The sequence below is a fragment of the Enterobacter cloacae complex sp. ECNIH7 genome (assembly GCF_002208095.1).
In the GTDB taxonomy this organism is placed as follows: Bacteria; Pseudomonadota; Gammaproteobacteria; order Enterobacterales; family Enterobacteriaceae; genus Enterobacter; species Enterobacter cloacae_M.
This window is the reverse complement of sequence record NZ_CP017990.1, coordinates 5,115,987-5,128,264: the sequence shown is the minus strand read 5'-3', so window position 1 is coordinate 5,128,264 and position 12,278 is coordinate 5,115,987. Positions and strand designations below refer to the sequence as shown.

At 55.7% G+C, this 12,278-nt stretch carries 9 protein-coding genes; 1 reads left to right on the top strand and 8 read right to left on the bottom strand.

Annotated features, from left to right (window positions below; translation table 11 throughout):
• Nucleotides 1-41 precede the first annotated feature (41 nt).
• From WM95_RS25615 to glnA, 4 genes are all read right to left on the bottom strand, one after another.
• Entirely contained in the window at nt 42-152 is a 111-nt protein-coding gene (locus WM95_RS25615; protein ID WP_023333898.1) for a YshB family small membrane protein, read from the bottom strand.
• A 111-nt stretch (nt 153-263) separates the two neighbouring features.
• Nucleotides 264-1,676: a nitrogen regulation protein NR(I) gene (gene glnG, locus WM95_RS25610; RefSeq protein ID WP_023309765.1), complete on the bottom strand. Its 1,413-nt coding sequence runs from the start codon at nt 1,674-1,676 to the stop codon at nt 264-266.
• Between the two features lie 11 nt (nt 1,677-1,687).
• Nucleotides 1,688-2,737 (bottom strand): nitrogen regulation protein NR(II), encoded by a 1,050-nt coding sequence (gene glnL, locus WM95_RS25605; protein WP_008501857.1) that lies wholly within the window; start codon nt 2,735-2,737, stop codon nt 1,688-1,690.
• A 171-nt stretch (nt 2,738-2,908) separates the two neighbouring features.
• Nucleotides 2,909-4,318 carry a glutamate--ammonia ligase gene (glnA, locus tag WM95_RS25595; RefSeq protein WP_023309763.1) on the bottom strand — a complete coding sequence of 470 codons (1,410 nt, stop codon included), beginning with the start codon at nt 4,316-4,318 and terminating at the stop codon, nt 2,909-2,911.
• A 378-nt stretch (nt 4,319-4,696) separates the two neighbouring features.
• On the opposite strand from glnA, the gene typA reads away from it, so the two are divergent.
• Nucleotides 4,697-6,520: a ribosome-dependent GTPase TypA gene (typA, locus tag WM95_RS25585; RefSeq protein WP_032639914.1), complete on the top strand. Its 1,824-nt coding sequence runs from the start codon at nt 4,697-4,699 to the stop codon at nt 6,518-6,520.
• Between the two features lie 63 nt (nt 6,521-6,583).
• Here the strand turns inward: typA and ompL are convergent, their stop codons facing one another.
• The 4 genes from ompL to WM95_RS25565 all read right to left on the bottom strand — a co-directional run bounded on the left by ompL (nt 6,584) and on the right by WM95_RS25565 (nt 12,264).
• On the bottom strand, nt 6,584-7,270 hold the full coding sequence (ompL, locus tag WM95_RS25580; RefSeq protein WP_032637905.1) for a porin OmpL: 687 nt from the start codon (nt 7,268-7,270) through the stop codon (nt 6,584-6,586).
• Between the two features lie 74 nt (nt 7,271-7,344).
• On the bottom strand, nt 7,345-8,769 hold the full coding sequence (locus tag WM95_RS25575) for an MFS transporter (RefSeq protein WP_063408685.1): 1,425 nt from the start codon (nt 8,767-8,769) through the stop codon (nt 7,345-7,347).
• Between the two features lie 42 nt (nt 8,770-8,811).
• The gene (locus WM95_RS25570) at nt 8,812-10,194 is read right to left on the bottom strand and encodes an MFS transporter (RefSeq protein ID WP_063408686.1); all 1,383 of its coding nucleotides are present in this window, start codon (nt 10,192-10,194) and stop codon (nt 8,812-8,814) included.
• Nucleotides 10,195-10,239: 45 nt separating this feature from the next.
• Entirely contained in the window at nt 10,240-12,264 is a 2,025-nt protein-coding gene (locus tag WM95_RS25565) for an alpha-glucosidase (protein ID WP_063408687.1), read from the bottom strand.
• Nucleotides 12,265-12,278: the final 14 nt, after the last annotated feature.

Below are 12,278 nucleotides of genomic sequence, written 5' to 3'. Positions count from 1 at the left end.
GGGTAAGGCGAAGCCGCCACCCGGCTTTTACGTTCAACTCGCTAGCTAAACAGCCCAACCAGCGCCGCACACAACATAGCCGCAACGGCTGTTTGTGGCGTGTGGCTTTCAGCGGCTCCGCTAGAGAGCATATTCACGATTGTTTCCAGCATGATGTTCACCCCCAATTTCCGGGCACGATCATACAAAACTCATCGGAACAGTAAAGCGCAAAATAACGGCAATTTGCGCTCAATTAATAACCTTTACACAGCGGCGTGCGATCACTCCATTCCCAGCTCTTTAAGCTTGCGCGTCAGGGTATTACGTCCCCATCCCAGCAGGCGAGCGGCTTCCTGCTTATGACCCTGCGTATGACGAAGCGCGGTAGTTAACAGCGTACGCTCCATCTCCGGCTGAGCTTCAGACAGCAGGTTTTGATGACCGGAACGCAGCGCGCGGTCGGCCCACTGCGCCAGCAGCGTCGCCCAGCTGTCCGGCAGCGCGTGCCCGGTACTGCTTTCAGGCGCGGTTGCTTCAAACAGCTCGGCCGGTAAATCCTGAATCAGCACTTCCTGCCCGGCGGCCATCACGGTTAACCAGCGACAGGTGTTTTCCAGCTGACGCACGTTGCCCGGCCACGCCAGACGCGTCAGAGCGGCATCGGTTTCCGGGTGAAGCTGCTTGGCTTCCACACCCAGCTCGCGGGCGGCCACCTGCAGGAAATGACGTGCCAGGCGGGGAATATCTTCCCGACGCTCACGCAGCGGCGGCAGATGAACGCGGATGACGTTAAGACGGTGGAATAAATCCTCACGGAATTTTCCTTCCTGCACGCGTTGTTCCAGGTTCTGGTGGGTCGCGGCGATAATACGCACGTCCACCTTCACCGGCGCATAGCCGCCCACGCGATAAAACTGCCCGTCGGCCAGCACGCGTAGCAGGCGGGTCTGGACATCCAGCGGCATATCGCCGATCTCATCCAGAAACAGCGTACCGCCGTCGGCCTGTTCGAACCGCCCCTGGCGAATGGTATTGGCGCCGGTAAATGCCCCTTTTTCATGGCCGAACAGTTCGGACTCAATCAAATCCTTCGGGATCGCCGCCATATTCAGGGCGATGAACGGCGCTTTTGCCCGCGGGCTGTGGCGGTGCAATGCATGCGCCACAAGCTCTTTACCGGTTCCCGACTCACCGTTAATCAATACGCTGATGGACGAGCGGGACAAACGACCAATAATGCGAAACACGTCCTGCATCGCCGGTGCTTCACCGATGATATCTGTCGTTGGCCCAAAATCGGGCGCGTGGCGCGGCTGCTGCTGCTCCTGATAATGACTAATCGCGCGCTCAACCAGCGCCACCGCTTCGTCGATATCAAACGGTTTGGGCAGATAATCGAACGCCCCTTGCTGATAGGCGCTCACTGCGGCATCCAGATCGGAGTGCGCGGTCATTATGATGACCGGAAGCATAGGGTGGCGTTGTTTGATCTGCTTTAACAGCGCCAGCCCGTCCATGCCCGGCATACGAATATCCGAAAGCAGAACATCTGGCGTTTTGGTGGTGAGTGCGTCGAGCACTTCGCTGCCGCTCTCAAACGTCGTGCAGCTTAATCCTGCCCCTGTGAGCGCGCGTTCAAGCACCCAACGGATGGAGCTATCGTCATCGACTACCCAGACTATCCCTCGTTGCATAAACGTCACCTTTATTTTTTAATCGGCAGGAAAACCGAAAACTCGGTATGTCCCGGCCAACTGGTAAATTCAATTTTCCCGGAGTGTTGATCGATCAAACTGCGGGCAATGGATAAGCCCAGGCCGGTTCCGCCTTCGCGACCGCTTACCATCGGGTAGAACAGGGTGTCCTGCAAATGCGATGGAATGCCGGGCCCGTTATCCTCAACGTCGATTCGGGCGGCCAGCCGGTAGCGCACGCCGTGTAACGTGAGCTGGAAGGCGGTGCGGGTGCGTAAAATAATCTCGCCGCCTTCGGGCCCCAGCGCCTGCAGGGCATTACGCACAATATTCAACAGGACCTGCTCAATCTGGTCCGGGTCATGGGCCAGTTCCGGCAGGCTTGGGTCGTAATCACGTACCAGCGTGACGTTCTCTGGCAGCTCCATTGAGACGAGCTTCACCACCCGCTCAGCCACTTTATGGATGCTTTCCGTGACGTGCATTCCCGGCTGCTGCGGACCGAGAAGACGGTCTACCAGATTCCGCAGACGGTCCGCCTGCTCAATGATGACGTTGGTATACTCCGCCAGCGCGGGATCGGGCAGCGCTTTGGTCAGAAGCTGCGCCGCGCCGCGTAATCCACCCAGCGGGTTTTTGATTTCATGCGCCAGACCGCGCACCAGATCACGGGCGGCAATCTGCTGCGCATGCTGAAGCTGCTCCTGGCTCAGTCGACGCTGATTATCCATCGGCGCCATTTCCAGCAGGATCAGACCTTCGGGAAGACGTTGCGCGGTTAACGACAGAATGTGCGAGCGCCCGTCGATCACCAGCGTGACTTCGTTATCGGTAAACCCCTGGCCAGCCTGCAAACTTTCCTGCATCAGGCCAATATTCAGCGAAAAATAGCTCAGGAGTTCAGGAAGCGGGGTGCCGAACAGTTTACGTGCGCTTTGGGCGAGCAGCTGCTGCGCGGCCGGGTTGGCGTAATGAACGGCCAGCTCGTCATCGACCAGCAATATGCTGTTAATCAAAGAATTGAGGATCTGCCCAGCATCGGGCAGCGTGCCAGTTGCCATTCAGCAGTCTCCTGGAGTCGTTTGCACTAATTTAGTGCAGTATAGCGTTTTCGGCGTAAAAAGCGCGTGAGATCAGGTTGTTGGTGGAGAAAAAAGCCCATCCGGAGATGGGCTAAAAGTTTCCACGGCAACTACCCCCGGCGCTTATCGCGCCGGGTAAAACAACTTTAATTAAACGCTGTAGTACAGCTCGAACTCAACCGGGTGTGGAGTCATACGCACGCGGTCGTTCTCTTCCATACGCAGGGCGATGTAAGCATCGATAGCGTCGTCAGTGAATACGCCACCTGCAGTCAGGAACTCGCGGTCTGCGTCCAGCGCCTGCAGGGCTTCTTCCAGAGAACCAGCAACCTGTGGGATCTCTTTCGCTTCTTCTGGCGGCAGGTCGTACAGGTTTTTGTCCATCGCTTCGCCCGGGTGGATCTTGTTCTTGATACCGTCCAGACCGGCCATCAGCAGTGCTGCGAAGCACAGGTATGGGTTAGCCGCTGGGTCCGGGAAGCGAACTTCGATACGACGCGCTTTAGGAGAAGCCACCACCGGGATACGGATAGAAGCAGAACGGTTACGTGCAGAGTAGGCCAGCATCACTGGCGCTTCGTAGCCCGGGACCAGACGCTTGTAGGAGTTCGTGGTTGGGTTCGCCAGGGCGTTGATCGCTTTAGCGTGTTTGATAACACCACCGATGTAATACAGCGCCTGCTCGGACAGACCGGCATATTTGTCGCCAGAGAACAGGTTGGTACCGTTCTTGGACAGAGACATGTGGCAGTGCATACCGGAACCGTTATCGCCAAACATTGGTTTTGGCATGAAGGTCGCGGTTTTACCGAAACGGTGCGCAACGTTGTGCACAACGTATTTGTAGATCTGAATTTCGTCCGCTTTTTTGGTCATGGTGTTGAAGCGGGTTGCCACTTCGTTCTGACCAGCAGTCGCCACTTCGTGGTGGTGAGCTTCAACAACCAGGCCCATCTCTTCCATCACCAGACACATGGTGGAACGGATGTCCTGTGCAGAGTCGACCGGAGGAACCGGGAAGTAACCGCCTTTCACGCCAGGACGGTGACCTTTGTTACCGCCTTCGTATTTGGTGGAGGAGTTCCATGCACCTTCGATGTCGTCGATAGCCACGTGGGAGCCAGAAATAGAGGCACCGAAACGGATGTCATCGAACAGGAAGAATTCTGGCTCTGGCCCGAACAGAACGGTGTCTGCGATGCCGGTAGAACGCAGGTACTCTTCAGCGCGTTTCGCGATAGAACGTGGGTCGCGGTCGTAGCCCTGCAGCGTGCCTGGCTCGAGGATGTCGCAACGGATGATCAGGGTTGGTTCTTCGAAGAACGGATCAATGACCGCAGTGGTCGCGTCTGGCATCAGAACCATGTCGGATTCGTTAATGCCTTTCCAGCCACCAATGGAGGAGCCGTCAAACATTTTGCCTTCTTCAAAGAATTCGGCGTTCACCTGATGAGCAGGGATTGTGACGTGCTGTTCTTTACCTTTGGTATCGGTGAAGCGCAGATCAACAAACTTCACTTCATGTTCGTTCAGCATCGTCAAAACGTGTTCAGCGGACATACTTAACTCTCCAGATTGGTCATTGTCGTCGTGGTAACGAGGTCTTCAATTTCTGTTTGTACTGGCTGGTGCCATGTATTTTTTATAAAGCGAAATCTGTGCCAACTTTTAAATCACCCCAAAAAGGCGTTATCATGCGCACCATAGTGCAAAAGGGCTGCACCACAATGGATTTGTTGCACCAGTATAGTGCTTCAATGTGAACATTGAGCACCATATTGGTGCAATTTACGTTAAAGTGCCCTTTTACCGCTCCGTGAAAGCGATCACAAAGCATCTCTGCGATACTTGTTTGCGGGGGATGTTTGTGATCCTGTTTTGTAGTGCGATTAATCCGTGTACAATAACGCGCTATTTCTAAATGCCTGAGGCAAAGTTGTGATCGAAAATTTGCGTAACATCGCCATCATCGCGCACGTAGACCATGGTAAAACTACCCTGGTCGACAAGCTGCTGCAGCAATCCGGTACGTTTGATGCGCGTGCCGAAACCCAAGAACGCGTGATGGACTCCAACGATTTGGAGAAAGAGCGTGGGATTACCATCCTCGCGAAAAACACCGCGATTAAATGGAATGACTACCGTATCAACATCGTTGATACCCCAGGGCACGCCGACTTCGGTGGCGAAGTTGAACGTGTAATGTCCATGGTAGACTCCGTTCTGCTGGTCGTTGACGCAATGGATGGCCCAATGCCACAGACGCGCTTCGTGACCAAAAAAGCTTTTGCCCATGGTCTGAAGCCAATCGTTGTTATCAACAAAGTTGACCGCCCTGGCGCGCGTCCTGACTGGGTTGTTGACCAGGTCTTCGACCTGTTCGTTAACCTCGACGCGACCGACGAGCAGCTGGACTTCCCTATCGTTTACGCATCTGCGCTGAACGGTATCGCAGGTCTGGACCACGAAGACATGGCTGAAGACATGACCCCGCTGTATCAGGCGATTGTTGACCGTGTTCCTGCGCCAAACGTCGATCTCGACGGCACCCTGCAGATGCAGATCTCTCAGCTCGACTACAACAACTACGTTGGCGTAATCGGCATTGGTCGTATCAAGCGCGGTAAAGTGAAGCCTAACCAGCAGGTTACTATCATCGATAGCGAAGGCAAAACCCGTAACGGTAAAGTCGGTAAAGTACTGACTCACCTGGGTCTTGAGCGTATCGAGAGTGACGTTGCGGAAGCGGGCGACATCATCGCTATCACCGGTCTGGGTGAACTGAACATCTCCGACACCATCTGCGATCCGCAGAACGTCGAAGCGCTGCCAGCCCTGTCCGTTGATGAACCAACCGTATCCATGTTCTTCAACGTCAACACCTCTCCGTTCTGTGGTAAAGAAGGTAAATTCGTTACCTCTCGTCAGATCCTTGACCGCCTGAACAAAGAGCTGGTGCACAACGTTGCGCTGCGCGTTGAAGAAACCGAAGATGCTGATGCATTCCGCGTTTCTGGTCGTGGTGAGCTGCACCTGTCTGTTCTGATTGAGAACATGCGTCGTGAAGGTTTCGAAATGGCGGTTTCCCGTCCGAAAGTAATCTTCCGCGAGATCGACGGCCGTAAACAAGAGCCGTTCGAAAACGTAACGCTGGACGTTGAAGAGCAGCATCAGGGTTCTGTGATGCAGGCTCTGGGTGAGCGTAAAGGCGACCTGAAAAACATGAATCCAGATGGCAAAGGCCGCGTACGTCTCGACTACGTGATCCCAAGCCGTGGCCTGATCGGCTTCCGTTCTGAGTTCATGACCATGACCTCCGGTACCGGTCTGCTGTACTCCACCTTCAGCCACTACGACGACGTGCGTCCGGGCGAAGTGGGCCAGCGTAACAACGGCGTGCTGATCTCCAACGGTCAGGGTAAAGCGGTTGCGTTTGCGCTGTTCGGTCTGCAGGATCGCGGTAAGCTGTTCCTGGGTCACGGTGCTGAAGTTTACGAAGGCCAGATCATCGGTATTCACAGTCGTTCTAACGACCTGACCGTAAACTGCCTGACCGGTAAGAAACTGACCAACATGCGTGCGTCCGGTACTGACGAAGCAACGGTTCTGGTTCCACCGATCAAGATGACTCTGGAGCAGGCTCTGGAATTCATCGATGATGACGAACTGGTAGAAGTGACTCCACAGTCAATTCGTATCCGTAAACGTCACCTGACCGAGAACGATCGTAAACGTGCTATGCGCGGTGCGAAAGAAGACTAATACAGGTTAGCGTTAACGCTGTCATGTATGTAAAAAGCCGCTGAGCGATCAGCGGCTTTTTTATTAGAACGAATACCGTAACCCTAAACGGATCCGGTACTGCTCCCGGTTGTAATCATTCCATCGGTCCAGCCACTGCAGTTCGAGGTACGGCAGCCAGTTTCTGTCGATCTTGTAGCTGAATTTATTGGTAATTTCCCAGTGATGGTCTTTGCCATTTTTGCTGTGGTAATCATTCACCCGCTGGAAAAAGTGCGGTTCAAAGGTGTAGAAAAACGCATCCGTCACTTTGAAATTCCAGTAGTTGGCAAATTCGTGCGTGTCGTTTTTATCCATCTGCCCGTTATAGTCCGGCGTATCGTAATTGTTATGGTTATAGCGATAGCGGAACGTCAGATTAAACCAGTCCGTAAATTTGTAGTTGGTATCTAAATAAACTGCGCCACCGGACCCTGCGCTGCTGTCGTTAATCAACCCACCGGGCTGGAAGGTGAGTTTGTCGGTCGGCTTAAAGAGCGGATACCACCCCTCGATTTCGTTATAGCTGTGCTTCAGCTCATCCCATTTGCCTACGTTATAGGCGTTGGTGAACATCAGTCCCGCGCCCATATCAAAGTTATATCCTGCGCGCAGGATCACCTCGTGCATCTCTGAGGCCGTATTGTAGGCTTCACGCGTTTCGACATAGGCCCCGGCAAATACCGGGCAGGACACAGACGACACGATCAGTACAGTGATGATTCTTTTCATAATTTGTCCATGTATCAGGTACAGAAAGGCCTCCCTCCTGATTAACAGGAAGGAAAGAATGGCCGGATTTATTGTTATAAAGTGGCTGCTGACGCTTTATTGTTGGTGGTTATCTCAGGGGTATTCGCTGATTGTTTTTTCCGTTTTCCAATCTCCTCGATAATAAAGGCGAAGCGCGCTTCGTTGAGTTTATAAAACAGCCCCATGGTCACGGCAGCAACAATCGCCAGACCGCACGGCCACAGGAAAATAAGCTGACGCAGACCAAGCAGCGTGCCCGCGCTCTGCACGGCATGGGGAACGTAGCCAATCTGGGTTAGCATAATCCCGGGCAGGAAACCGGCGAGCGCCGCAGAGATTTTGCGCGAGAAGGTGTAGCCGGTATACACCGACCCTTCGGCGCGGATGCCGGTTTTCCACTCGCCGTAATCGACGATATCCGGCACCAGCGCCCAGTTCAGGCTGTTCACAAACGCGGTGCCGAAAAAGGCCATGCAGGAAAAAAGCACGAACAGCAGGGAACTGGTTCCCCAGAAAAAGTTGAGCACGTCGCCCACCGCCCACAGCGCCAGACCGCCGAGATAAACCGGCTTCTTGCCAAAACGCTTAACCGCGCCGGGCACCAAAAACACGCCAACCAGAATGCAGCCCATGCTGAAGAATCCCATCCACGACAGCAAATGGAGATCGTTCAGCACGTACTGGGTGTAATAGACCTGAATCGCCAGCTTGATGTTGAAGGCGGCGAGGGTACACAGGTTGGCGATACACAGCACCAGTAGCGGCGGATTGCGGAAAATCGCGCAGAACGATTTCAGAATGCCGGGCTTATGGTGATCGGGCGTAAGCTCCACGTAGCGTTCTTTCACGCCGCTGTAGCACCACCACATGCAGAACAGGCCGCCGGTAACGAACACCAGCGCGGCCACCAGATAGCCCTGGGAGGGTTGGCTGATGAACAGCGCCTGAATGGGCATAAAGCCGACGGTGCAGAGCAACAGTCCCACCGTTGCGCCACCCTGACGCCACGCCGCAAGCTGCGCGCGCTCGTTCGGGTTTTTGGTGATGGCCGGGACCATCGCACCGTAGGCGCAGTTCATCAGGCTATAGCAGAGGCCAAACATCATAAAGAGCACGGTGGCGAGAGCCGTTTTCACCGTCAGGCTAAAGTCGTTGGCCATAAACTGCGCCGTTGCCACCAGCGCCACCGGGACGGAGGCGTAAAGAATGAATGGCCGGAATTTCCCCCTCGCGCCGATGTTACGCCGGGAGTCGAGCAGCACGCCGGTCAGCATATCGGTCAACGCGGTAAAGAACTTAGCCACCAGGAAAATAATGCCGCCATAGAACGCCGGCATACCCAGCTCATCGGTGTAAAACTTTAGCAGATACAGCGTGCCAATACAGAGCATCAGGTTCGAGCCAAAATCGCCCATTCCGTAGGCGCACTTCTCTCGCAGGCTCAATTTCAGGGTTAACGGATCACTGTTATGTGTCATGGTCGATCCTTAGAGCGCCCCGCAGGGCGCTCTATCACGTCATTATGCCGTACGTTTGCGCAGTTCGATTTCTTCGACGATGCGCACATACATCTTCTCGTTGAGGTTATAGAAGCAGCCCATCGCCACGATGGTGATGACCGCCAGCAGGCTCGGATAGATAAATATCAGCTGCCGCAGCCCTTCAACCGTGCCACTGGACTGTACCACGTTGGGCACATAGCCGATCTGCGTGAGCATGATCCCCGGGAAGAAGCCCGCCAGCGCCTGCGAGACCTTACGGAAGAAGGTAAAGCCGGTGTAGACCGTGCCTTCGGAGCGCACACCGGTGCGCCACTCGCCGTACTCCACGGTATCAGACACCAGCGCCCAGTTCAGGCTGTTAACGAACGCGGAGCCGAAGAACGCCAGGCAGGAGAACGCGACAAAGCTCACCGAGCCGCCGCCGAAGAAGTAGTTGAGCAGATCGCCCGCCACCCAAATCGTCAGCCCGCAGATGTAGACTTTTTTCTTGCCGAAGCGCCGGACCGCGCCGGGCATCATAAAGACTCCGATAAAAATACAGCCCATGCTGAAGAAGCCCATGTACGACAGCAGAATCGGGTCGTTCAGCACGTACTGCGTGTAGTAGACCTGAATGGCGAGCTTGACGTTAAAGGCGCCCAGCGTGCACAGGTTGGCGATGCACAGGATAAACAGCGGACGGTTCCCGGCGATGGCGCGAAACGACTGCAGCAGGCCCGGCTTTTGCGTCGGATTTGCAGGCTGTGTCTCGACGTAACGCTCGGTCACGCCCTTATAGCACCACCACATGAAGAACAGCCCGAACAGCGAGAAGAGGGTGGCGGCAAAGATATAGCCAAGCCGGTCATTGCCTTCAATCAAATTCATCACCGGAACAAAACCCACTGTACAGAGCAGCAGGCCCAGCGTCGCGCCGCCCTGGCGCCAGGCGGCCAGCGAGGCGCGCTCGTCCGGATTTTTGGTAATAGCCGGTACCATCGCGCCGTAGGAGCAGTTCATCATGCTGAAAAACAGGCCGTAAAGCATGAACAGCACCGTCGCCATCACCGTTTTACCGGTCATCTCAAACGGCGTGCCGACGAAGTTAGCAATCGCCAGCAGCGTCACCGGGAAGGCGGCATACAGTACGAACGGGCGGAATTTCCCTTTCGGGCCAATCTTGCGCCGGGAGTCGAGCATGATCCCGGTGCCCATATCGGTGAAGGCGGTAAAGAACTTCGCAATCAGGAAGATGATCCCGCCGTAGGTGCCCGGCAGCCCCAGCACGTCGGTATAAAACTTCAGCAAATAGAGCGTGCCGATATCCAGCAGGATGTTTGAGCCGAGATCGCCCATCCCGTAGGCGAGTTTTTCTTTAAACGGCAGGCGTAGGGTTGCCGGATCGGAAGTATGTTGACTCATTATTGTTCTCCGTCTGCCCGCAGGTTTCCCTGCGGGCGAGCCTTATCAGATATGACGTAAGGTGCTAAACAGATCTGCCCATTCGCTGTGCTGGCGGTAGAAGACCGGCGGCTTGCCGAGGGGGGCATCAACGGTCACGTCACCGCCCTGGCAGGTTTCCCCGGTCCACGCATTCACCCAGCTGTCCTGCGGAAGATAGAGCGACCAGTCGCGGCGACCCTCTTCATGAACAGGCGCCACCAGCAGGTCGCGGCCAAACAGGTACTGGTATTTCAGCGTGTAGGCGCGCGCGTCGTCCTCGTAGTGCAGGAACAGCGGACGCATCACCGGCAGGCCGCTTTTCGCGTTCTGCGCGACCGCGGCTTTGATGTACGGCTTCAGGGTGGTGAAGACGGAGGTCATGCGCGCGAAGTGCGCGATGGTTTCCGCGTCGCCGTCAAACTGCCAGTTGTCGCCGGGGCGGTTACCCTCATGGGTACGCATCATTGGCGTAAAGGCGCTGAAGTCGCACCACCGCAGCAGCAGCTCTTTGCTGCGTTTCATCTCGAACAGCGTGGTATAGCCGCCGATGTCGCTGTGGTGCAGGCCGTGACCGGTCATCGCCAGAGAAAGCGCGGCGGGCACCACCGATGCCAGACCGTCGTCAAGGCTCCAGTCGACGTTCTGATCCCCCGCCCACATCATCACCGAGTACTTCTGGCTGCCGGTGTAGCCCGCGCGCATGAAGAACAAGATCTCCCCGAGCTTGCCGGTTTCCTGAAGCGCTTCGTAATTACATTTAGCCCACAGGGCAGGCCAGGCGTTATGCATGATTTCTGCGCTGACGCCGTTGTGCAGGAAGGTATTGGTCGGCAGATATTCCCCGAAATCGGCCATCCAGCCGCCGCAGCCCAGCGCGATCAGGTTCTTTTTGATGACCTCTTTGTACCAGTCGTAGGCTGCCGGGTTGGTCAGGTCGATAACGCCCGCGTAGAACTCGCCGAACTCGACGTGGTAGTCCTTGCCGTCGGCGTTTTTGGTCAGATAGCCGCGCGTTGCCGCCTCTTCGCAGAGATCTTTATCGCTGGCGACGTACGGGTTGATATAGGAGAGGAACTGCACGCCTTCCTGTTTCCACTTCGCAATCCGCGTATCAAGCTGTGGATAAAGCTCACTGTTCCACTTCCAGTTCCACATCACGCGTTTTCCAAAGGAGGTCATGCGGACGCCGGACCAGTCCTGCGCCCAAATGCCGTTCACCTTCACGCCACCTTTGCGCATGATATCGAGCTTTTGCTGACACACCTCGGTGCCGCCCTGAATGCCCAGCGTCACGCCGTCGTAAACCCAGTCCGGTAGTTCAGGCTGACGCCCCAGCAGGCCGGTGAGCTTTTCCAGAAGATCGACGTAGGTTTCAGCACATTCGAAGCACAGCGTGGCGTTATCTTCCCAGAACGCCAGCTCGTGGAAGTCCGGCGCGCTGAAGTCGAAGTTCATGTAGCAGCTGTTGTCCACGTGGCAGTAGTATTTCTGGGTGCTCACGAAGGTGGGCTGCGGGAAGAAGGTCCAGTAGTAGTCGCCGCCCGCGTTCTCTTTGCAGTCGGCCTGCCAGGTCACGTAGGTCTGCTTGTTGCGGCCCACGCCCTGCTCGCTGGTCCACAGCGGGAACGGCTTGCCGCGCAGATCGAAATACGAGAACTGCTCGCCGCAGCCGTAGATATGATCTTCCGGCTGCGCCGCCAGCCGCAACCAGATGCGGTTATGGCCGGGAGCATCGTTTTTAAGCTTCAGCTCAAGACGGCCATCCGCATCGACGCCCACCAGCAGCGTCGCGCTTACCGCATCGCCGCGGGTAAAGCGGATCGCCCAGCCCGCGATTTGCTGCGTGACGGTCGCGTCCGTCAGGGCAATCTTTTCGTTGAGCTTGTCTTTGATGCTGAAGTTGCCGCGAAACATCTCGATATCCGCCTCGCCTGCGCCAATCCACAGGCAAGGGACATCCGCGGTGTGGGATAAAATCAGACGGTCCTGCCAGCGCAGGGTAAAGCCACTTTCGTTATTTTTCAGATCAATATTGTGTAGGGTACGCATAAACACTCCGTCTT

Coding starts and splice junctions, on each gene's coding strand:
- glnL (WP_008501857.1), bottom strand. CDS start 2,737: ATGGCAACTGGCACGCTGCCCGATGCTGGGCAGATCCTCAATTCTTTG.
- WM95_RS25615 (WP_023333898.1), bottom strand. CDS start 152: ATGCTGGAAACAATCGTGAATATGCTCTCTAGCGGAGCCGCTGAAAGC.
- glnG (WP_023309765.1), bottom strand. CDS start 1,676: ATGCAACGAGGGATAGTCTGGGTAGTCGATGACGATAGCTCCATCCGT.
- WM95_RS25575 (WP_063408685.1), bottom strand. CDS start 8,769: ATGACACATAACAGTGATCCGTTAACCCTGAAATTGAGCCTGCGAGAG.
- glnA (WP_023309763.1), bottom strand. CDS start 4,318: ATGTCCGCTGAACACGTTTTGACGATGCTGAACGAACATGAAGTGAAG.
- ompL (WP_032637905.1), bottom strand. CDS start 7,270: ATGAAAAGAATCATCACTGTACTGATCGTGTCGTCTGTGTCCTGCCCG.
- WM95_RS25565 (WP_063408687.1), bottom strand. CDS start 12,264: ATGCGTACCCTACACAATATTGATCTGAAAAATAACGAAAGTGGCTTT.
- WM95_RS25570 (WP_063408686.1), bottom strand. CDS start 10,194: ATGAGTCAACATACTTCCGATCCGGCAACCCTACGCCTGCCGTTTAAA.